18 protein-coding genes are annotated in these 21,088 nt (G+C 69.4%); 9 read left to right on the top strand and 9 right to left on the bottom strand.

Annotation, left to right across the window (positions count from 1 at the left end; all coding sequences use genetic code 11):
* Positions 1 to 42: 42 nt before the first annotated feature.
* Together GZ998_RS08590 and GZ998_RS08585 are read left to right on the top strand one after the other, a co-directional pair.
* Entirely contained in the window at positions 43 to 624 is a 582-nt protein-coding gene (locus GZ998_RS08590) for a hypothetical protein (RefSeq protein ID WP_219109598.1), read from the top strand.
* 56 nt (positions 625 to 680) lie between these two features.
* Positions 681 to 1,796: a 1,4-dihydroxy-2-naphthoyl-CoA synthase gene (locus GZ998_RS08585; RefSeq protein WP_219109597.1), complete on the top strand. Its 1,116-nt coding sequence runs from the start codon at positions 681 to 683 to the stop codon at positions 1,794 to 1,796.
* Here GZ998_RS08585 and GZ998_RS08580 read toward each other — a convergent pair whose 3' ends face one another.
* Positions 1,797 to 2,369 carry a hypothetical protein gene (locus tag GZ998_RS08580; RefSeq protein WP_161923674.1) on the bottom strand — a complete coding sequence of 191 codons (573 nt, stop codon included), beginning with the start codon at positions 2,367 to 2,369 and terminating at the stop codon, positions 1,797 to 1,799.
* A gap of 181 nt (positions 2,370 to 2,550) precedes the next feature.
* Between GZ998_RS08580 and GZ998_RS08575 the strand changes: the two genes are divergently transcribed.
* Positions 2,551 to 3,138: a DUF1440 domain-containing protein gene (locus tag GZ998_RS08575; RefSeq protein WP_219109596.1), complete on the top strand. Its 588-nt coding sequence runs from the start codon at positions 2,551 to 2,553 to the stop codon at positions 3,136 to 3,138.
* A 14-nt stretch (positions 3,139 to 3,152) separates the two neighbouring features.
* Here GZ998_RS08575 and GZ998_RS08570 read toward each other — a convergent pair whose 3' ends face one another.
* The 5 genes from GZ998_RS08570 to GZ998_RS08550 all read right to left on the bottom strand — a co-directional run bounded on the left by GZ998_RS08570 (position 3,153) and on the right by GZ998_RS08550 (position 9,297).
* Positions 3,153 to 4,055, bottom strand: coding sequence for an ABC transporter ATP-binding protein (locus GZ998_RS08570; RefSeq protein WP_219109595.1), 903 nt, complete (start codon positions 4,053 to 4,055; stop codon positions 3,153 to 3,155).
* Positions 4,056 to 4,058: 3 nt separating this feature from the next.
* On the bottom strand, positions 4,059 to 5,147 hold the full coding sequence (locus tag GZ998_RS08565; RefSeq protein WP_374939190.1) for an ABC transporter permease: 1,089 nt from the start codon (positions 5,145 to 5,147) through the stop codon (positions 4,059 to 4,061).
* Entirely contained in the window at positions 5,144 to 6,298 is a 1,155-nt protein-coding gene (locus GZ998_RS08560) for an ABC transporter substrate-binding protein (RefSeq protein ID WP_219109594.1), read from the bottom strand. Before GZ998_RS08560 ends, GZ998_RS08565 begins: the two co-directional genes overlap by 4 nt.
* A gap of 419 nt (positions 6,299 to 6,717) precedes the next feature.
* Complete coding sequence (locus GZ998_RS08555) at positions 6,718 to 7,674, bottom strand: 1,4-dihydroxy-2-naphthoate polyprenyltransferase (protein WP_162679117.1); 957 nt, start codon at positions 7,672 to 7,674, stop codon at positions 6,718 to 6,720.
* 177 nt (positions 7,675 to 7,851) lie between these two features.
* Positions 7,852 to 9,297 carry an AMP-binding protein gene (locus GZ998_RS08550; protein WP_308807191.1) on the bottom strand — a complete coding sequence of 482 codons (1,446 nt, stop codon included), beginning with the start codon at positions 9,295 to 9,297 and terminating at the stop codon, positions 7,852 to 7,854.
* Between the two features lie 63 nt (positions 9,298 to 9,360).
* Between GZ998_RS08550 and GZ998_RS08545 the strand changes: the two genes are divergently transcribed.
* The 5 genes from GZ998_RS08545 (at position 9,361) to GZ998_RS08525 (ending at position 14,821) form a co-directional block, all read left to right on the top strand.
* Positions 9,361 to 9,822 carry a PLD nuclease N-terminal domain-containing protein gene (locus tag GZ998_RS08545; RefSeq protein WP_219109593.1) on the top strand — a complete coding sequence of 154 codons (462 nt, stop codon included), beginning with the start codon at positions 9,361 to 9,363 and terminating at the stop codon, positions 9,820 to 9,822.
* Positions 9,819 to 11,288, top strand: coding sequence for a histidine kinase (locus GZ998_RS13140; RefSeq protein WP_219109592.1), 1,470 nt, complete (start codon positions 9,819 to 9,821; stop codon positions 11,286 to 11,288). The genes GZ998_RS08545 and GZ998_RS13140 overlap by 4 nt, the downstream gene beginning before the upstream one ends.
* Entirely contained in the window at positions 11,285 to 12,079 is a 795-nt protein-coding gene (locus tag GZ998_RS08535; protein ID WP_162679120.1) for a response regulator transcription factor, read from the top strand. The genes GZ998_RS13140 and GZ998_RS08535 overlap by 4 nt, the downstream gene beginning before the upstream one ends.
* A gap of 109 nt (positions 12,080 to 12,188) precedes the next feature.
* Positions 12,189 to 13,001 carry an ABC transporter ATP-binding protein gene (locus GZ998_RS08530; protein WP_219109591.1) on the top strand — a complete coding sequence of 271 codons (813 nt, stop codon included), beginning with the start codon at positions 12,189 to 12,191 and terminating at the stop codon, positions 12,999 to 13,001.
* Positions 12,998 to 14,821, top strand: coding sequence for a hypothetical protein (locus GZ998_RS08525; RefSeq protein WP_219109590.1), 1,824 nt, complete (start codon positions 12,998 to 13,000; stop codon positions 14,819 to 14,821). Before GZ998_RS08530 ends, GZ998_RS08525 begins: the two co-directional genes overlap by 4 nt.
* Before the next feature lie 576 nt (positions 14,822 to 15,397).
* Here GZ998_RS08525 and GZ998_RS13135 read toward each other — a convergent pair.
* From GZ998_RS13135 to GZ998_RS08510, 3 genes are read right to left on the bottom strand one after another with little or no spacing between them, the layout of a single operon-like run.
* Entirely contained in the window at positions 15,398 to 18,259 is a 2,862-nt protein-coding gene (locus GZ998_RS13135) for a DNA methyltransferase (RefSeq protein ID WP_257505670.1), read from the bottom strand.
* 45 nt (positions 18,260 to 18,304) lie between these two features.
* The gene (locus GZ998_RS08515; RefSeq protein WP_257505668.1) at positions 18,305 to 19,126 is read right to left on the bottom strand and encodes a hypothetical protein; all 822 of its coding nucleotides are present in this window, start codon (positions 19,124 to 19,126) and stop codon (positions 18,305 to 18,307) included.
* The gene (locus GZ998_RS08510; protein ID WP_162679124.1) at positions 19,123 to 19,851 is read right to left on the bottom strand and encodes a histidine phosphatase family protein; all 729 of its coding nucleotides are present in this window, start codon (positions 19,849 to 19,851) and stop codon (positions 19,123 to 19,125) included. Before GZ998_RS08510 ends, GZ998_RS08515 begins: the two co-directional genes overlap by 4 nt.
* Before the next feature lie 121 nt (positions 19,852 to 19,972).
* On the opposite strand from GZ998_RS08510, the gene dapD reads away from it, so the two are divergent.
* Positions 19,973 to 20,959 (top strand): 2,3,4,5-tetrahydropyridine-2,6-dicarboxylate N-succinyltransferase, encoded by a 987-nt coding sequence (dapD, locus tag GZ998_RS08505; RefSeq protein ID WP_161923660.1) that lies wholly within the window; start codon positions 19,973 to 19,975, stop codon positions 20,957 to 20,959.
* Positions 20,960 to 21,088 lie beyond the last annotated feature (129 nt).

Below are 21,088 nucleotides of genomic sequence, written 5' to 3'. Positions count from 1 at the left end.
GCAGACCACAGATCGGCGGATAAGCGCCAATCAGGAGAACCCATGGCGACCACAACACAGGAATCCGACTCCCGCTGGCACCCAGCAATCCCGCTTTGGGCCCTGGCTTCCGGGAGGGCCTTCATGGCTCTGCTTTATGGACTCGGTCTTGGCATCGTCACAGGGATCTTGTCGGCGTTGACCCACACGGGCCTGACCGTTGACCGTGTGGTTGCATTCGCGATCGTGGCCGCCGTCATACGGGAGGTTCTCGATGCAACGGCGTCGCGGCTGATCATGCGAGCCAGGCGGTCGCAGGACCCCGAGGGACCGACCCTGACTGTCATCTCGCTCATCTGCGCAGCCGTAGCAGGCTCCGCCGCTGCCACGCTGTTGGCGTCGTCCTCAATAGTCACCCTCACCCTGGTGACCTGGATCTTCTACATGGTCATCATCATCACCCTCGAGAAGCCTTGGAACACCACCCTCAACCACAAGGAAATGATGAAGCGCGGCCGCCAAGTGCGCCTGATGACACGCGAGCACTTCGCGGAGGAGATTCAGGACGGCCGCTTGAATTTCTCCGAAATAGATGATGAAGGCTACTACGTTGACGAAGATGGCAACCGGATCGAAGCGGACTAGTCGAGGCACGGGCAAGACGAGAGCCAAGCCGTAGGCGAACCGCCTACCCTGTGTGCATGAGCCAGTCGTCATCTGCTGCACCGTCGCCCCACCCGCTGCCGCAGCGGGTCTCGGAGATCTTCGACCCTCTCCGCTGGCGCGACGTCGCCGGATTCGCCAACCGCGGCGACGGCCCGGGCGCACTCACCGACGTCACCTACCACCGCGGCTGCGAGCGCGACGCCGACGGCGCCTGGGTGCGCGACCTGCCGGTGGTGCGGGTGGCGCTGGACCGTCCCGAGCTGCGCAACGCCTTCCGCCCGCACACCGTCGACGAGCTGTACCGGGTGCTCGACCACGCACGTATGAGCGGCGACGTCGGCGCCGTCATCCTCACCGGCAACGGCCCCTCCCCCAAGGACGGCGGCTGGGGCTTCTGCTCCGGCGGCGACCAGCGAGTGCGCGGCCGGGACGGCTACCTGTACGAGAAGGCGGGCGACGACGCCGGGGCCGCCTCCTCTGCCGGAGAGGGCGCCGGGAGGTCCCGCCCCGACGCCGTCGTCGGGAGCGTCGCAGCCACCACCGACAATCACGACGCCGCCGTCGCCGCACAGCGCGAGCGCCTGGACGCCGCGCGGGCGGGGCGATTGCACATCCTGGAGGTGCAGCGGCTCATCCGCACCATGCCGAAGGTCGTCATCGCGGCCGTATCCGGCTGGGCGGCCGGCGGCGGCCACTCCCTGAACGTGGTCTGCGACCTCTCGCTCGCCTCCGCCGAGCATGCCCGCTTCAAGCAGACCGACGCCGATGTGGGCTCCTTCGACGCCGGCTACGGCTCCGCCCTGCTCGCCCGGCAGGTCGGGGACAAGCGGGCCCGCGAGATCTTCTTCCTGGCCCGCACCTACGACGCCGCCACCGCCGAGCACTGGGGCGTGGTCAACGAGGCCGTCCCCCATGCCGAGCTCGAGGAGCGGGCCCTGGAGTACGCGCGCATCGTGGCCGGCAAGTCGCCGCAGGCGATCCGCATGCTCAAGTACGCCTTCAACCTGGCGGACGACGGCCTGGCGGGCCAGCAGGTCTTCGCCGGGGAGGCCACCCGCCTGGCCTACATGACCGACGAGGCCGCCGAGGGCCGCGACGCCTTCCTTCAGCGCCGCAAGCCGGATTGGTCGCCTTTCCCCTATTACTTCTGATTACTTCTGAGCGTCCGCACCCGGCTCCGCGGCCGCCTGGCGCCGTCTTTCAGCCGCATCCTCGCGCGCCTGCTCACAGGCCGCCCAGACCTGGTCCAGCCGCGCCTCCACGGCTTGCCGCGCAGCGTTGGAATTACCGTATGTATACGCCTCAAGTGCGCGCAAGCGCACGCGACCGAATTTAGAGTCGTAAATAGCCCGGTGGCGGATGCGCCCGCCCAGGCGATGCTTCTCAACAATGATCAGTTCCTCGCGCCGCCGCGGCCAAGGAAGGTTGTCCCTGCCAATGCGCACACCCCGTTCAGTCACCTGCACAGTCCAGGGGGACAAAAGAAAACGGTGGGCGCCGTACCAGGTTGCCCCATAGGCCACAAAGTAGAGCAGCGCCAGCAAGGGAAACCCCATATCCGCCGCATACAGGGACTCCGGGAACGCCTCCAGGAAGAAGGACACGGCTATGATCGACAGACCTAGCGCGAACGGCAAGATGCACGTCAGGCCGACCGCCAGGATGGCACTGACAACACCCAGCGCGGTCCCGCCATCTTCATCGTCCCTTTGGTAGTAGATCACGGCTTCACCCTATGCGCTTACCGGTGGTGTTGGGTGTCGAGTTCGACGCCCGCCTTCGCCGCCGGGTCGCTTGGACACCGGCGCTGCGCCGTGAAATCGTTGGTCGACCCCGATGAGCGCGCGCCGTAGGCGCTTGCTCATCATCGCCGCGGCGACCCCGCCGCAATACCCGGAGGTTCCCATGCCAGCCTGGATCACACGCCTGCTCGGCTCGACCGAGCCGTCCCGCCGCCGCGTCGGCGTGGCCACACTCGTCGGCCTCATTGCCGGCACCTTCTCCGCCCTGGTCAAGTTCGGCTGGGAGGTGCCGTTCCCGCCGCGCACGCCCGGCATCCGCTCGGACACGAACCCGCCGCAGGCGATGCTGGAGTGGTTCGGCATGTCCCCGGAGACCTCGCACCTGACGATTACGTTCTCCAACAACGAGCTGCCGATCATGTCCTTCATCGTGCACTTCAGCTTTGCGATCGTCTTTGGCCTGATCTACTGCATCGCAGCCGAGTACTTCCCACGGATCAAGCTGTGGCAGGGTGCCGTCTTCGGCGTCTTCGTGTACGTGGGCGCGCATGTGATCGTCATGCCGCTGCTGGGCTGGGCCCCCAGCCCATTCCCCTGGATCGACGGCGCCCAGACCTGGTCGGAGCACTTCTCGGAGTTCTTCGGCCACATCGTGTGGATGTGGTCCATCGAGATCGTGCGCCGCGACCTGCGCAACCGCATCACCCGCGAGCCCGACGCGGAGGTCACCCTGGAGGCCGCCACCCGCTGAGTGAGCCCGCGCGCTTACCGACGACGGCGCAGCCGCTGGAACTCGGGGGCGGCCTCGTCACTCCCCAACCCCTCGGGCACGCGAATGTCCTCCACCACGTGCGCGGGCCGCTCAGAGAGCACGATGACGCGGTTGGACAGGCGCAGCGCCTCCTCCACGTCGTGCGTGACCAGCACCGCCGTGAAGCCCTGGGAGGCCCACAGGGAGGCGATCTCATCCTGCAGGGTCAGCCGGGTGAGTGCGTCGAGCTTGCCGAAGGGCTCATCCAGCAGGAACAGGCGCGGCCGGTTGACCAGGGCCCGGGCCAGGGCCGCGCGCTGCGCCATGCCACCGGACAGGGTGGTCGGGTAGGCGTCGGCGAAGTCGCGCAGCCCCACCACTTCCAGCGCCGCCTCGACCCGGCGCGGCTCCAGGCGTCCACGGGCCTGTGGCCCCAGGGCGACGTTCTCCCGCACCGTGCGCCACGGCAGCAGCGTGGCGTCCTGGAAGGCCAGGGCCCGCTCGGGGGCGGTGCCGGTCACGGCCTCGCCGTCGACGACGACGCTGCCCTGGCTGGGAGTCTCCAGGCCGGACAGCAGCCGCAGGATCGTGGACTTGCCACAGCCGGACTGGCCCACCAGGGAGATGAACTCCCCCGGGGCGATATCCAGGTCGATGCCGTTCAGCACCGGCAACTGGTCCGGCTTGGCGGATTCGGCCTCATACCGCGCCCGGGCGGCAGGGGAAACCAGCCGCATGAGGGCCGGCACCCAGCCGTGGTCGACGTCGTGCCGTAACGGGTAGTGATGGCTGATGCCGGTCAGGTGTACCCGCGCCCCGCGGGATGCGGGCTCGGCGCCGGGGGCGGGGATGCCCGAGGTGTCCGCCTGCGTTGGCGCAGAAGTTGTTGAACCGGCGGAGGGCGTCGAAGCAGTCATCGTTTACCACCTCACCAGGTCCTGCTGCCACGCCAGCAGCGAGGAGCGCAGTTTGAACAGCAGAATCATCAACGCGCGGCAGAAGATGATGAGCACGGCCAGGCCCACGTACATGCGCGGGTAGTCCGCCCAACCCTTGACCCAGTTGATGTACCAGGCCAGCCCCTGGTCGACGCCCACCAGCTCCGCGGTCATCAGCGCCGCCAGGCTCGTGCCCAGGCCCGTGAACAGGCCGGTGAGCATGTCCGGCAGGGCCGCCGGAATCGCGATGCGGCGCACCAGGAAGGACTCGCGGGCGCCCAGGGTGCGAGCGACGTCGAAGTAGGAGCGCGGGACGGCCCGCACGCCGGCGCGCGTCATGGTCGCCATGGGAAACCAGGCCCCGAAGGCGACGATGAAGGCGGCCGAGGCGTATGTGGTCGGCAGGACGAGCACCGCCAGCGGCAGCAGTGACGCCGCGGGCACCGGCCCGACCGTCTGCAGCAGTGGGTGCAGCCAGTAGTCGGCCCGCCGCGACCAGCCCATGAGCAGGCCGGTGACGAAGCCGAGCACCGAACCGACGGCGTAGCCGGTCAGGAACAGCAGGGCGGATGATCCCAGACATCTAGCCAGTAGCGTCCAGTCGCCGAGGAAGGCCTCGATCAGCACCTCCGGGGCAACGAAGTAGGGCGGGTCCAGCAGCCCGGACTTGACCGTGGTCAGCTGCCAGAGGGTGAACCAGGCCCCGAAGAACACGATCCACGGCAGTCGGTGCGCGAGTGCCCCCGCCGCGGGGGTACCCGGGCGGGCCTGGGCTACCGCCGTCCAGCCGACCAGCACCGCGATCCAGGTGCCGACCAGCGCTAGCAGCGGCGTCGTGCTGGCCGTGCGCGCATCGGCGGCGTCGGGCACCAAGACGACGACTCCGACGTACGCGACCCAGAGGGCCAGCGCCGCCCCGGCGAGACGACTCAGGTGGGTGCGCCGGTGAGCGTCCTCGTGGGGGTGCGGCGGGGTCCGGTAGGGCCGCGTCGCAGCAGCACCGGCCGAGGCCGCGTCTTCGGCGGGAACGGGCTGTCCCGCCGCCGCATCCGCCTGTGCCTGGGCGCTCACCGGTTGATCCCCAGGTCCGCGTAAACGGTGTCGGCGAGCTCGGCGGCGCCGATGCCGGAGTCGATGTAGCCGGTGAGCTTGAAGTCCTCGATGCCCGGTTCGATGGCCTCGCGGAAGGCGGTGGCCGAGGCCTCCCAGCCGTAAGTCTCCAGCACCTCCTCCACCAGGGACTGGTCGGCGGCGACGTAGTTGTTGTCGACCTCGATCTTGGCGATCTCCTTGCGGTGGGCCTGCGAGGCGGCCAGGTAGTCCGAGCCCTTCAGCCACGCCTCCGTCAGCGCCTTGGCGTCGTCGGGACGCTTGGCCACGAAGTCGCCGTTTAGAGCCACGGAGCAGCAGAAGGGCTCGTCGTCATTCGACTCGATCACATGGGCGGTGCCGTCGAATACGGGCAGCAGCGGGGCGGGGTCGGAGCCCATGATCGCGTCGACGTCGCCGTTGGTCAGGCGGGTGCCCAGGGAGTCCTCGTCGATGGTGGTCCAGGTGATGTCGCCGTGCTCGGGGTCGACGTTGATGCCGGCCTTGGCCAGGCCGATCGAGAAGTAGGCGAAGGCCGAGGAGGACAGGGAGGGGACGCCGATGGTGGCTCCCTTCAGGTCCGCGTAGGAGGAGATCGGGGAGCCGTTGTTGACCACCAGCTGTAGGCAGCCGGAGTGGAAGCCGGCGGTCAGCTTGGCGTTGATGCCGTTGTAGATGGGCTCCAGCCAGGAGAAGAAGATGCCGGGGGCGCCGATGTACTTCCCGGCGCTGAGGGCGTCCTTGGTGTCCTCGGTGCGCTGGGTGCGGGCAAGGGTGACGTTCAGGCCGGCGTCGTCGAAGTAGCCCTGGTGGTAGGCGGCGTACAGCGGGGCGGCGCAGATGTCGCCGCCGATCACCAGCGGCAGGCGCTCGGCGGCGCCGACGACGCCGGAATTGGTGCGGCGCAGGGTCAGCCAGGCGCCACCGCCGACGACGGCCGCGGCGGCGAGCCCGCCGACAGTCAGCAGGCGCCGCCGGGTGAGGCGTGAGGCATTTGGGGAATCTGCGGCGTCGGCGTCGTCGGCGGCCAGGATGGCGGCGGCGTTCTCGGCGGTGATGTCACCGGCCTGGGGTTCGGGGGTGGGGTCGGGCGTGTGCTCGGGGTGGTTGGCGGTGTTGGAGGAAGTGGACATGGGGGTTCTCCTCAAGGCGCATCGACGTGATCGTCGCGCTGCTGCGGACGGAAATGGCGTTGTCCGAAAGGGAGGATCGCTGTCAGGCACAGGCGGACGACGGGAATAGCCCTGTTCCAAGATTTACGCGGCACTCGTTCCAGGTCGGGTTTGCGTCCCGGGTCGGGCGGACGGCACAGGAACTACAGAGCAGCGCAGAACTGGGGGGAAACTGAGTTAGTCGGGCTAGCGGCGGACGTCACGCCTCACGGACAGGGTCAGCGTGCCTGACAGCACCGACACATGCGCACCTGACACATGACCGCGAGCGCCTGTGCGCTGCCAGCGGTCCGGGTCGTCAGGTGCGTGTTGGCCATGGCCAGCACGCTAGCCCGCCTCGGCGATGGGGGGCAAGTGACCGCGCTCCACCCCGGCCAATCTCACGCCGCCGCGATCAGGGCCAGTGCGAGGGCGCCGCCGTAGGCCAGCTCGTACAGACCGGCGTCGCGCAGTGCCGGAATCAGTGCGCGCCCGGTCGCCCCGGCTCGCACCGGCCGCAGGGTCCGTGCCGCCATGACGGTGAGGAAAGCGAGCAGCACTACGGCCCCGCCGAGTGCCGCCCAGGGTGATCCTCCGGACGCCGCGGTCAGGTCGGCGTGCGCCCACCAGGCTGCCGCGGCCGCCAGCACCACGGGCGTCGTCACCATGGCCGTGAAGGCCCGGCGGGCGCCCCGCTCCCCCAGCCGCACCGCCAGAGTCATCTTCCCGTGCTGCGGGTCGGTGGCGATATCGCGCAGATTATTGACCATCAGCAGGGAACAGGCGATCAGGCCGATGCCGCAGGCGGCGAGCCACACCCACCCGGGCACGCCCCCGGCCTGCACGTACACGGTGCCGCCGGTGGCCATCAGGCCGAAGAAGATGAATACGAAGACCTCACCGAGCCCCGCGTAGCCGTAGGGGTGCGAACCGCCGGTGTAGAACCAGGCGGCCGCCACCGCAGCAATCCCGGCTGCCAGCAGCCACCATTGGCCTGACAGTGCCACCAGGATCAGCCCGAGCACGCCGGCCACGCCGAAGCAGCCGAAGGCGGCGTATTTCACTCGGCGCGGGTCTACCTGGCCGGAGGCGGTCAGCCGGGGTGGGCCGGTACGGTCGTCGTCGGTGCCGCGCACCCCGTCGGAGTAGTCGTTGGCCAGGTTGGAGCCGATCTGCAGCGCCAGGGCCACCCCGGCCGCCAGCAGGATCCGGGGGCCCGAGGCCGCACCCAGGGCGGATGCGGCGCCAGCCCCGAGGATCACCGGGGCGACGGCTGCGGGCAGGGTGCGCAGGCGCACGACCTCCGTCCAGCTCGTGGCGCGCGGTTCGGTACCGGCGGGCAGATCCCGGTCAGTCATGTGTTCCTCCTTGGGGCGCGCAGAGCCTATCTCAGGACCGGGTGTCACAATCTGCACCACTTTCACTGGCCGCCGCTCACTGGTCCTTCACAGGATTGGCAGTATTCGGGACGTTTTCGGTTCGGCCGCGACATCGTCTGCGGGAAAGTGGTGCATTCTCTGCCAGTTCTGCCCCACTCAGTCGGCGTTTCGGCAGGCGGAAGTGAGCCGGCGCGCCAGGGCCCGCCGGTCCACCTTGCCCGGTCCGCGCAGCGGCAGCGTGTCGAGGACGATGATCCGCTTGGGCGTGTGCGCCCCATCCAGGTGCTTGCGCACGGCGTCCCGGCACTGCTGCGCCCAGGCGTCCCGGTCTGTGATCTCCCGGCCGGTGTCCGGCACGACTGCCGCGACTACGGCGCTGCCCCATTCGGCGTCCGGCACTCCGACCACGCAGGCCTGGGCGACGCCCGGCAGTGCCGTCAGTGCATCCTCGACCTCATGCGGGGCGACCTTGACGCCGCCAGTGACGATGACGTCGTCAACGCGCCCCAGGACCGCCAGCCGCCGTATTCCGTCCGGTCCGTCGACCAGTCTGCCCAGGTCACTGGTGACCAGCTCGCGGCGGCGCTCCGGCTCATCCGCGTTGCTGCCCGGCGGCTCGCGGAAGCTCGCCGCGCCGGCCGGGCGGGCGCCACGCTCAGCGTATCCGGATGCCAGCACCGGCCCGGAGAGCACGATCTGGCCCACGCCCGCCGCGTCTGGGTCATCAATGCTCACCCGCACGCCTTCCAGGGGAAGACCGTCGTAGACGCAGCCGCCCCCGGTCTCGCTCATCCCGTATGTGGTCACTACCTTCACCCCGGCGGCCCGGGCCCGCCGCAACAGCTCCGAGTCGGCTGCGGCGCCTCCCAGCAGTACGGCGTCGGCGCGGGCCAGTGCCCGCTGTGCCCGCTGCTGCCCGGGGGCCAGCGCGCGCACCAGCTGGGTGGGTACCAGGGGGACGCGCACCGGATCGCCGGGCCGAGCTGAAAGGGCCCGCTCAATGGCGTCCGCGAGTGCATCGGGGTTGAAGCCGCCGTCGGAGTCCACCACCACCGGCGCGCGCCCGGACAAGACGGACCGGATCAGCACCTGCAGGCCGGCCACGTGGTGTGTGGGCAGGGCCAGCACCCAGGTGCCGGGACCGCCCAGGCGGGCGTGCGTGGCCCGCGCGGAGGCGAGTAGGGATGCCAGTGGCATGGCCACCAGGGTGCCGGTGCCCGTCGATGAGCCGGAGGTGCGCAGCAGCAGGTCGACGTCCGGGCGGGTTGCCGGGCCGGCCGGGTCCAGGCGGCGGGCCAGATCGGTGGTGACGGTCTCCGGCTCCTCGGCGGGGCCGATGGGGACCAGCAGCGGTAGCCGCTGCCCGTTCCCGGGGGCGCGGCGCCTGCCGCCCGGGCCGTCCCCGGGGGTCTGCCCGGCTATGTCCCAGGTCTTGACTGTCCCAACGGCCCCAACTGCATCGGCGCTCGCGCACGCTCGGGAGCCCCGAGTGCGCGCCTCGATCCGCTCGCGCAGGGCAGCGGTCAGCGTGGCGACGTCCTCGGGCCGGGTGCCCCCGCGCAGGAGGAACAACGGGCGGGCGCGGCTGGTTGTGGATGGCACGAACACCAGGGTGGCATGGGAACCGGCCAGCGCCACACCGCAAAGAAAGGTTAGGGTAGATACGTGCGTGCTGTCCCTTACATCCTCGTACTGGCGCTGGATCTGTATGCCGTCATCGACTGCGTGCGCACTCCGTCGGAGAACATGCCCGCACGCCTGCCCAAGCCCATGTGGATCCTGATCATCCTGCTGATCACCGGGGTGGGGCCGATCGCCTGGATCATTACCTCCCGTGTGCGGGCCGCGGAGGAGCGCGGCGGCGAGATCGAGCGGACCGTGTGGTCCTCCAAGGAGCGTGTGGAACTGCACCTGGCGGAGCGTCCCCGCCCGGTGGCGCCCGATGACGATCCGGAGTTCCTCGCCCGCCTGGAGCGGGATATTCGGCGTCGTCGCCGGGATGACAAGCCCGCCGCTGGGCGCGGCGGCGCGGCGGACGGGGATGCCGAGAACCCTGGTGGGGGCTCCGACGGCAGCGGCGCTGGAGAGGGACCGGAAGTTGCCTCGGATGACTCCCCGACGCCGTGAGCACCGCCGGCACCGTCCCCGCGGCCTCCCCGGCAGCGCCCGCGCCCGCCACTGACTCAGCTGGCTCAGCTCGCTCAGCCGGCCGCCTTGATCCGGCTGCTCCCCCGGCCACCAATACACGCGCGGACGCGCCGCTGCCCACTGCCCTGGACTGGCGGCGGAGCTGCCGCCTGATCGGTCTGGGTGAGTACCGGATTCCACTCAGTGACGCGGTGCTCACTGCCCTGCTGCTGGTAGTTGTGGCGGCGGACTCGACGCTGGTAACCACCTGGGGACCGCATCCGGCCTATGTATTGAACACCTTGGTCGCCGTGGCAGTGGCCGCCGCCCAGCCCTTCCGTCATCGCGCCCCCGTGGCCTCGGGCGTGGCGGTCTACCTCGCCATGGTGGCGTATGTGGTGCTGCTGCGCTTTACGCCAGTAAGTCTTGGCCTGTCGCCGGTCATTGTGGCGGTGCCGGCGGCCTTGCACGCACTTGCCCGCTGGGCCCCTGACCGCCGCTGGGGCGTGGTGGCGCTCCTGGCGGCGCTGGTCGGGGCGGTGATCAACCCGCAGACGGTGTACTCGTTCAACCCGCACACCGCGCATATGTTCAATTATCCGCCTTTCGGATTCTCCCTGGCCTGCGTGCTGGTGGTAACCAGCACCTACCTGGGGGCGCTGCGTCGGCGCGCGGCCGCGGAGTCCGTGGACCGGGCCGTCGCGGCAGCAGCCCGGCTGGCGGCAGCACAGGCGGTGTCCGCGGAGCGCCTGACCATTGCGCGGGAACTGCATGACCTGGTCGGCCACGGCCTGACCGTGGTGAAGGTACAGGCCGACACCGGGCTCGCCCTGGGCACGCCAGAGGCGGCCCGTGAGTCCCTGACGGCGGTGCGGGACGCCTCTGCGGCGGCACTCGCCTCCACCCGCGAGCTGGTGGCGCTGTTGCGCAGTTCGTCCGGCCCGGGCGCGCTGGCCCCGGCGGCGGACCTGACTGGCCTGCCGGCGCTGGTGGAGCAGGCACGCGGTACCGGCATGGAGGTCAAGGCCGCCCTACCCGACGCGGCAGAGCTTGCCACCTGGAACGGATCCTGGACGGCGCTGCAGCGGCTGACACTGAATCGGGTGGTCTCCGAGGGCCTGACCAATGCGGTCAGGCACGGCTGCGGCACCGCCCACCTGACCGTGGCCGCGCAAGGCGGCAGATGCGAGGTGCGGGTCACCAACCCGCAGCCCCGGGGTGATTTCAGCACGGTTGCGGAAGGCGAGCGCGGGAAGACGCATGCTAGCCATGATGGCCCCGGGCACGGTCTGACCGGCATGGCCGAGCGGCTGCGCCTGGCCGGCGGCCACCTGGAGGCCGGTCCAAGCGGCGACGGCGCTTACTTCCTACTGTCCGCCGTCTTCCCGGTGGCGTCTACGCCTGATGTCACCCGCCCGGGCGCGGCGGCGCCCGCAGCTGCACCGCCGGGACAGGAGCAACCATGACCGCCGGCCATGTGCGCATCGCCGTCGTAGACGACCAGCAGCTCCTGGTCGCGGCCTTTCGGTCCCTGCTGGACGCGCAGGCGGATATGACCGTGGTGGCAACCGCCAACGACGGGCGGGCGGCGTTGGACGCGCTGCGCCGTGCCCGGGACCGTGGCGAGCCGGCCGATGTGGTGCTTATGGACATCCGCATGCCGGGGCTGGACGGCATTGCGGCCACCCGGCTGCTGCTGTCCGATCCCGGCCTGAGCGGCCGTGACGGCGACAGCCCCACACGGGTACTCATGCTCACCACCTTCCAGGAGGAGGAGCTAGTGCTGGGGGCGTTGCGGGCCGGCGCAGTCGGATTCCTGCTGAAGGACTCCGGCCCGGAGGAGCTACTGGCAGCGGTTCGCGCCGTCGGCGCCGGTCGGGCCTGGCTGGACCCGGTCATCACCCCGTACGTGTTGGGCGCGCTGGAGGGACGGCCCGAGCAGCCCGCAGGCGGTCCGGTCGTGGAAGTAGATTCGGCCAACGTTCCCGCCTCTCCCCCGCTCGGCGCGAAGCCCGCCGGAGTTCCCCGCACCGTGATTGGGCTGCTGCCAGGCGAGGCACTGACCGGCCGCGAGCGCGACGTGCTTGAACTGGTCTGCCGGGGAATGACCAACCCGGAGATCGCAGCCCGCCTGTACATCGCCGAGTCGACCGTGAAGACCCATGTCAAGGCGCTGCTCGGTCGCACCGGCTGCCGCAACCGGGTGGAGCTGGTTATCCACGCGCTGCGGACCGGGATGGTTGACGCGGATCGGTAGGCAGTAGCCGCCTCATCCCCCTATCGGGGGAGGTCGACGTGCGGCCAGCGGTTCTGGTCGTGTCCCTTGTGGGGATCCGCCTGCGAGTGCCCGGGCCGATTCTGGGCCCATGACCACAGCACCATTGTCACCGCCCCCATCATCTCCCGCCGCCAGCGTCGCCCCATCCCGGTCGGCCGCGGACCTCACCGCCCCGCCCGGGCTGGCGCTGCGAAATGTGGAGGTGAGCTACGGCCGACAGCGGGTCCTTACGGGTCTCAGCCTGACCGCCCGCCCGGGGCGGGTCTACGGCCTGCTGGGGCTCAACGGCGCCGGCAAGTCCACGACCTTCAACACCGCCCTGGGGCTGCTGCGTCCCAACGCCGGCACGATCGAGGTACTGGGCAGGCCCCTTGACCGCGAGAGCCTCAGCCACGTGGGAGCCAGTATCAATGGCCCCGCGTTCTACCCGCAGCTGTCCGCCCGCCGCAACCTACGCATCCACTGCCTGCTCACCGGCACCGCCGTCGAGGTGATCGACCCACTGTTGGAACAGGTCGGCCTGGGGCAGGCCGGCCGCAAGCGGGCCGGAAGCTTCTCCACCGGTATGAAGGTACGCCTGGCCCTAGCGATGGCGCTGCTGGGCGACCCGGAGGTGCTGGTGCTGGACGAGCCGCAGAGCGGCCTGGACCCGCAGGGCATCATCTGGCTGCGCGACCTGCTGCGTGAGCTCGCCGCGGGCGGGCGCACCGTCATAGTGTCCAGCCATGTGCTCGGGGAGATGGCTCGCACCTGCGACGACGTCGGGGTGCTTGCGGGCGGGCGCATGGTCTACGAGGGGCCGCTGGCTGAGTTCGCGGCAGCCGGCCAGGACCTGGAGGATGCCTTCCTCGCCGCCGTCACCGGTGGAGCGGACAGCCACGGGCAGGAGGTGCGGCGATGAGCACTGCAACCTCAGCATCCGTCACAACCCGAGTGGAATCACTGCCGGGTGCCCGTCCGCGTCGCCTGCCGGGGCTCGGGGCCGTGCTGCGCGCGGAGCTGGGGCGCAGCCGCCGCACCGCCACCTGGGGCATTCCGGTGGCCGTGGTGATCTTCTCCCTGCACGCCCTGCTGGTGGCGCATGCCGCCCTTACCGCCGACGGCTGGAACGACGGCGTGCTGCCGTGGCTGAACCCCTACCCCGCCGCCTTCGCCCTGCCCATGGGGGCACTGGCCGGCGCGATGGCGGCTTGGCGCGAACGGCGCCACCGGGCCGGCGGAACCGCCTGGCGGGGCGTGGCCCCGGCACTGACCGTGGCGGCGCGGGTGATCGTGCTGGCCGCCTCGGCATTGGCGTCGCAGGCACTCCTCCTGGCCCCGCTCGTCATCGACGCACTCATTCGCGGCGCCGGCTGGGGGCCATGGTCCCAGTACCTGTTGTTCGCCTTGGTGATGTGGGTGTCGGTCACCGGTGCGAGCGTGTGGGGGCTGGCCCTGGGCCAGTGGCTTGGTGGCATCGCCGTCGGTCTGGCCCCGGCGCTGGCGCTGGTGTGGTCGGCCGCGGGCGCGCTGCAGGCGGAGACGCCGACCTGGTGGGCACGGCCGTGGACCTGGGCGATGCGCCCGACCCTGCCGCTGCTGGAGGTGCACGCCAACGGCATCTCCCTGGAGCCGGGCTCGCCGGTGTGGGACTACCCGGTGGCGCCGGGCGTGCTGGGCAGCGCCGGGCTGTGCCTGCTCGGCGTCGGCGCCGTACTACTGGGGGCGCAGCGAGCCAGTGCGCTCACGGGCACGCGCCGGGCGGTGGGGACGCTCGCCGGTAGGCGCCGGGCCGCTCTTAGCGCGGGTTTCTGGTCGCGTACACGGGCTGCCGAACCTGCCCCGCACGATTCGGGGGACGTGCTAGCGGTACCGGCAAGCGTGCCAGATGCTTCGGGCTCGGTGCAGTCCGGGCCTGGCGGACCGCTGCTCTCACCGGATCACGCCGTCAGTGCCGCCCATGCCTTCGCTGCCGACCCTCCGATCCCGTCGGCTCACGATGGGCACGCGCCACGGGGCCTGCCCCAAGTGGTAGTGGATGCCCTGGCGGCACCGGGTTCGCGCAGTACCTTTCGCGCGGTGGCCCTTGGCCTGCCCTGGCGGCTGTGGGCGGTGCTGACGGCCGTGCTGCTAGGGCTCCTGGCGCTGACGCAGGCGGTCTACTCCGCCGCTTATGCGCTGCCGCTGTTCACCCTGGCGGGCGCGCCGATAGCCGCCTGGGTGGCGGGGGCGACGGCGTGGCGGGCGCAGGCCGACGCCTGGCGGGGCCTAGTACTGCGGGCCCGACCGGCTGTTCTGGCGGCGTCGACGCTGACCTGGGCGATGGTGGTGCTGGCTGTGGCGCTGATCCCAGCATGGGCCATCGCCCGCCTGGGGGCGCCGCTGTTCCCCACCGACTCCGAACTGGGCGGACTGGGCGCACCCGTGTACGTGTTCATGGTGATGCCCTTTGTGGTCTTCATGCTGGCGGCGCTCGCGCATGCGCTGGCACAGGTGGCCGGTATGGCGGTGACGGTCGGCGTGGGCGTGGGTCTGTTCCTAATGGGCCTGATCATCGACGGCAATGAAGTGCTGGTGGCGACACCGCTGTGGCAGCTGGCGCCGTGGGGCTGGATTCAGGCGGCGGGCGCCTACCCGGGGCGCTGGGCCATGATCGCGGCGGCAAGCCTGGCGATCGGCTTGGCCGCCTTCGCCGTGAGTACCGCACGCGGCCGTGCCGTCGCCACTCACCAGACCGAATAGCCCAGGCCGAATAACTCACTCCCGTGAGGCTGCCGCCGCCACGGCTTCACCCACGCGGGCGCGTCAGCCCAGGACACTGTTAGCGGGGCCAGTCGGAAGTGTCCACCGCATAGCCCTAGGCGGCGGCGTGCACAAACCGGTCTGTCAACAGGCCATAGAACCCGCATAGGCAGTGCTTCTGCGATGATTGACCTGCCTCCACGGCGCATCCCCGGAACGACTCAGCACAGCTCAGCCGGGGAGCGCACCGTAAGGAGGTGAGACTGGGCATGTCATCCAAGAAGCGGAAGCACCGCCGCAAGGCGCAGAAGCGGAAGGGGATGACGGGTGAGCAAAGGGCCCAGATTTGGCGGACCGTGGTCCAAACGACTCCGCCATTGATCTGGGCCCTGACAGCTCTTCTCAGTGTCTTAAGACACTGAGCGACACCCGGTTTCCCGGGGAGTCGGGCGGTTGCCGCCGCTCGGCTCCCTGTCATGATCCCACACCTAGCCTGGCTCAGTCCAGGGCACGCGGCTGGTAGCGGGGCCAGTTGGAGTGTCGACGGCTGGCCAGCTACTCGCCTCGCCCCTGGCCTCACCGCTGCTGGGCGTCGATCATGCGTGCGTAGTTGGCGAAGAGGATCTCGAGACGCTGGGCGTCGGTGGTGAGCTTGCGCGGGGCGCCCATCGCCTTGTCCATCACCCGATCCAACTTGTTGTGAGCGTCGATCAGCGCCTTGTCCATCACGAGCCCATAGTGCTCAGCCAGCGAGCGTTCCGGATGAAGCGCGCGAGCCGCGAGGACGCCCTTGCCTGCCTCAATCAGCGCGCCGCGAGTCTTATCGCCCAGATCAGGAACGGGGAAGTTGTTCCAAGTAATGGTGCTCGACAGACTCAAGTCCGACTTCATACGACCGCCCACCGCGCGCATCCAGGTGATGAACATGGACGAACTCGCAAGCGCGAACAGCAGGCCCCCGTCATCAGGCGCACCGTAGACCTTGTTTGAGATGATCACATTAGCCTCGAGGTAGGCCACCGGCAGGTAGCGGCGATTCTCCGAACTGACCTCGGGCAGCCCTATATAAGGCTCTTCACTGACAAGGCCGTACTGCCGGAACATGTGGTGGTACGGGTACTGCCTGGTGCTGGCAGCAGCCGATGCGGCCCTGAATGCCGCCACTTTCTGGATGCGATCGCGCAAGATACTGGATCGATTGACATCCGTTGGATCCATGTCCTTCAGCCACAGGCACCAGCGCCGCCCTCCCCGGATCAGCTCCCTTGACCCCACGTAGGGGCGCAAGTACTTAGCCGCAACCGGATCCACCACAATCTCCGGGTACGTGGCCTCATCGATGACAAAGTTGCCACCATCGCTAGGCTTCGACCCGTAGTAGAGCATCGGCGTCACGGAGCTCAATGGCTGCCTCCGCTTCTCCACAAGCACATTGGGGCCGTCGATCAGATAGGCGTTGATGCCACGCCTGACCGTTAGCTCCTCAGGCCGACTCTTCGGCGTCGCGTAGTCCCACAAACGCCTGCGTGCATCGGGATTGCGGGTGAAGCCCACGATGACACAATGGACCGCCGCCTGCCCGGGCGCTTCGGAGTCCCAGGCGAAGGTGCGGTGTGCGAACTTAACGTGCCAGCCGGCATCGAAAATCGGAGCGAACAACCGAGCGGTCTGGTCTCCCTGGGTGATGGAGTTAGTCGTCACGAAGGCCCACTCGCCGTGCCTGTCCATCATCAGTCCGAGGGTCTTGGCATGCCAGGCGGTCACATAGTCAAGGCGGGAGAGCGTCTTCTCGCCACCCCACGCGCTCTGGAGCTGGGCTAGTTGCGCCTTCGTGCGGGTGTGGTCCCCTAGGAACGGCGGATTACCAAACACGTAGGTAACCGTTGGGCGCAGTGACTCATGTGCGGCGAGCGCCTGCTCCCAGTCGAGTTCCAGAGCGTCGCCGTGGGTGATATGGGCGGTTGTCTTGATGGGCAGGCGCTCGGGTGCCTGACCGATGCGGGCGGCCAGCTCCCGGTTGGCCTGGTGATCAACCAGGAACATAGCGGTCTCGGCGATCTTGGCCGGCCACCAGTTGATCTCGAAGCCGTAGAACTGGCCGATGGACAGCTTCTGATCCAGGGAGGCGTCCAAGGAGCCGGTGGTCTGGCCCTCTATCTCACGGATCCGGGCAATGATGTCGGTCTCGATGCGCCGCAGCTCGCGGTAGGCCACCACGAGGAAGTTGCCGCACCCGCAGGCCGGATCGAGGAAGGTCATGGCGGCGAGGGAGTCACGGAAGTCGCGCAGCGCCTTCAAGCTCGTGGACTTGTTGCGCATCAGGCGATCGGCCTCGCCACGCAGATCGTCCAGGAATAGTGGCTCGATCACCTTCAGTATGTTGGTCTCGCTGGTGTAGTGCTCGCCCGCCGCGCGACGGGCCTCCTTGGACTTGACCAGCTGGAACATGGCTCCGAAGACAGCGGGGCTGATGCGGGTCCACTGGAAGCGGCAGGCCTCCAGCAGGGCGTCGCGCATGCGCTCGGTGAAGAACTCCGGCGGCAGCGGCTCGGCGAACAGCGAACCGTTGACGTAGGGGAAGCGCGCCATGAGGTCGGGGGTGTTGCGGGAGCGCTTGTGCTCGGGCGTGTTCAACACGTCGAACAGGGTTCGCAACTGTGGGCCGAGTGTCGCCGGCGTCGTCTCATGCAGCACGAAGCGGTAGAACAGGTCGGCCTCCCACAGGCCGGCGTCGTCGCCGAACAGTAGGAAAAGTAGCCTGGTCAGCCACATGGAGGTGCGCTGGACGGCCTCGTCCTCCTCGGAGGGATCAACCGCGGCGGCCTCGCCAACCGCTTCATCGGCGTCGTCGGAAAGCATGGCCGTGTACATCTGGGCCATGAGCTTGGAGGCGTTGATAGAGGCTTCTTCTTCCTCCGCCTTAGTGATCGTCTCCATACCGGCAAGGAAGAGGAGCTCATCCACGTGGTCGGGTAGCTCTGTCAGAGAGAACAGCGTCGTTGAACGCTCCTCTGGCGCCCCTAGGCGGGTGAGCCGGAAGCGCTCGAAGTCAACAACGAGGACGTATTTCGGAAACTCGGTCGGCTTGATTGAACCGCCACTGAGGTAGTCAAGCGCCTGCCCGTAAGCCTTGTCCAAGTCCTCGCCAGGGCTCTTGGCCTCGCCCAGGAACACCGACGGCCAGAAGGCGTCGATATAGCCGGTGTTACCTGTGGAGGCGCGACGCGCGTCCTGCTCAAAGATATTCATGCGTTCGGCAGAAATGCCGAAGCAGCGTAGGAAGGAGGACCAGAACGGCTGGGCGTAGGACTTCTCCAGGTGCCCCATGTCGGCCGCGTTCCACTCGTCGATGCGGGAGCGCCAGTGAACCGCGAACTCCTGCAAGGAATCACGAATCGTCTGGCGGTCTAGGAAGGCGGGGAGGCCGGAGTGCTGCACGTAGCCGAGAATATGCGCTCACGCGACACACGCGCACCAACCCCGTCAGTCCAGGGCACGCGGCTGGTAGCGGGGCCAGTTGGAGGTGTCTACGGCGTAGCCCCAGGCTGCGGCATGCGTGAACCAGTCCGCCGGCAGCCAGGTGCGGCCCACCAGCTGGGGGTGACCGGGCAGGTACTGCGCCGCCCACATCACCAGCACCAGCTCCGCCCACTGGGCGCGCAGCTTCCACCGCGCCGACCCGGAGGCGTTGGCCGCCGCCATCACCACCTCACCCACACCGGTCAGCTGCACCTCCTGCACATCGGAGAAGGCGATCGGCAAGACGCCCTCGCCCGTCCCCAGGTAGATGCCATGAGTGGACACCGTCAGCCGGGCGTAGGCCAAATGCCGCCACTTCTCCACGGCGTCCGCCTCCGCGGCCCGCTTGCGCCGGGAGTTGACGTAGGCCTGTCCACCGAAGAAGGCGGCGGTCAGCGCCAACCCCACCGGCCCGCCGGCCAGGAAGAAGCCCCGGGAGGGGTTGTAGGTGGCGTCGCCACGCCGCCACACCAGCATCTCCGCATCGCAAGTGGCCAGCATGCGCTCCTCACCGGAGAAGACAGCACGAATGGGGTCAACCACCGGGGAAACGGGGTTGGGGCGGCGTCCGGACCGCAGCGCGGTAAGCACGCCGGCGGTGTTCCACCACACGAAGTCCTGCCCGGTCCAGGGACGCTGCGGGGCCGGACGTGACGGGGTGGCGGGAACGACGTCAGCTGCGCGAGCGGGCACCAGCTCGCCCGCGCCCGAACCAGACGCAGTCGCCCGCAGGGAACCACTGTCTTCGGGCCAGGCCGGCCCTGGTGGCACGGGCGTGCCGGTCATGCGTCCTGCGTGGTGCGCTCGGCATCGTCCGCGTCGGGACTCTCGGCCTCGCCGGACCCGATCTTCTCGGCGGCGGCAGAGGTTCCCGGCACCATGTCCTCGGCGCGGCGCAGCAGGTCCCCGGCGGGCTCCCAGTAGGACAGCCCCACCAGGGTGCGCCCGTCAAAGGTGAGCGAGGTCAGGGAGGCCAGAGCGCACTGGCGGCGGCGCGGGTCGTGCGCCAGGGGACGCCCCTCCAGGCGCAGGCGCAACGCCCACACGGGCAACTGGTGCGATACCAGCAGTGCCTCGCGCCCCTCCACCTGCGGGATGGCTGCACGCACGGCGTCACTCATGCGGGCCACCAGCTGGGTGTACGGCTCCCCCCAGCTGGGGCGCAGCGGATTCACGTAATAGCGCCAGTGCTCTGGGCGGGCCAGGAGCGTGCGGTCCCGGTTCACGGGCACGCCCTCGAAGTGGTTATCGGCCTCGATCAGGCGGGCATCGCAACTGGGAGTGAGACCGAAGGCCTGCGCCGTGGGCGCACCTGACTCGCGCGCCCGCTCCAGGGGCGAGGTGATCACGGCGGCGATGTCGTGACCGGAGGCGGAAAGCACGTCGGCAACCTGGTCGGCCATCTTTCGTCCGAGGTCGGACAGGTGGTAGCCGGGCAGGCGCCCGTAAAGCACACCCTCGGGGTTGTGGACCTCGCCGTGCCGCATTAGGTGGATGGTGGTACGCGCCATACCGCGATTCTCGCACGCCCGCCCCCGCATTGGCGACGCGCCCGACGTCGCGGCCTGCCGGTCGCGTGCAGCTGCCGCGGCGTATCGTGCGCCACCGCCCGCCGTCCCGTATGGTGCGTCCATGACAACTCGCAGCGCATGGGGTCTCGGCCTAGCGACCGTAACCGACGACGGCAACACCCTGGACGTGTGGTACCCGCGGCCGGTCCTGGGCCAGGCGCCTGCCGATGGCGACTCCGACCTGCTGGCCACGCTCAGCTCCATGGAGCGCCGCGACCCCGCCCGTGGCGTGCACACCACGGTGGTGCGCACCTCCGCCGACCTGGACGACGCCCCGCAGACGGTGGCGGGCGCCTACCTGCGCCTGCACATGCTCTCCCACCGGCTGGTGCGCCCCAACACCATCAATCTTGATGGCCTGTTCTCCCGCCTGCCCAATGTGGTGTGGACCTCGGCGGGGCCCTGTTCGGTGGAGAACTTCGGCGACACGCGCATCCGCCTGCAGGCCTCCCTGGGCCGCCCCGTGCAGGTGCTGTCCGTAGACAAGTTCCCCCGTATGACGGACTACGTGCTGCCGTCCGGCGTACGCATCGGCGATGCCGCGAACGTGCGCCTGGGCGCCTACCTGTCAGCGGGCACCACGGTGATGCACGGCGGCTTCGTCAACTACAACGCGGGCACGCTCGGACGTTCCATGGTTGAGGGCAGCATCGCCCAGGGCGTGGTCATCGGAGACGGCTCCGACATCGGCGGCGGCGCCTCCACGATGGGCCTGCCGTCTGGCGGCAGCGGGCGCCGGGTGGCACTGGGCGAGCGCTGCCTGCTCGGCGCCAACTCGGGCCTGGGCATTCCGTTGGGCGACGACTGCGTGGTCGAGGCCGGCCTGTTCGTCACCGCCGGCACACGGGTCGCCCTAATGCCGCAGGGCGGAGTGGTCCCCGGATCGCACGGGCTGTTCAAGGAGCCCCGGGTGGTGGCCGCAAGCGAGCTGGCGGGCGCCTCGAATGTGCTGTTCCGCCGTAACTCCCAGTCCGGGGCGGTCGAGGCCCTGTCCCGCGGAGGCAAGGGGATCGAGCTGGACCCGCAGGCCACATCGTCCCGGTTGTAGGCACACGCCTGCTTGTACGCGGCCGCGTCACGGCGGCGCGGCCGCGGTGTAGACGTCCCACACCAAGGACGGCCACTATTCGAAACATCTGGGCTCGCAGCGCAAGACGTGCACTCACCTGGGTTCAAT

It is taken from the genome of Actinomyces sp. 594 (genome assembly GCF_019325145.1).
In the GTDB taxonomy this organism is placed as follows: domain Bacteria; phylum Actinomycetota; class Actinomycetes; order Actinomycetales; family Actinomycetaceae; genus Actinomyces.
The sequence above is the reverse complement of the archived record's forward strand: the minus strand, read 5'-3'. Positions and strand labels throughout refer to the sequence as shown.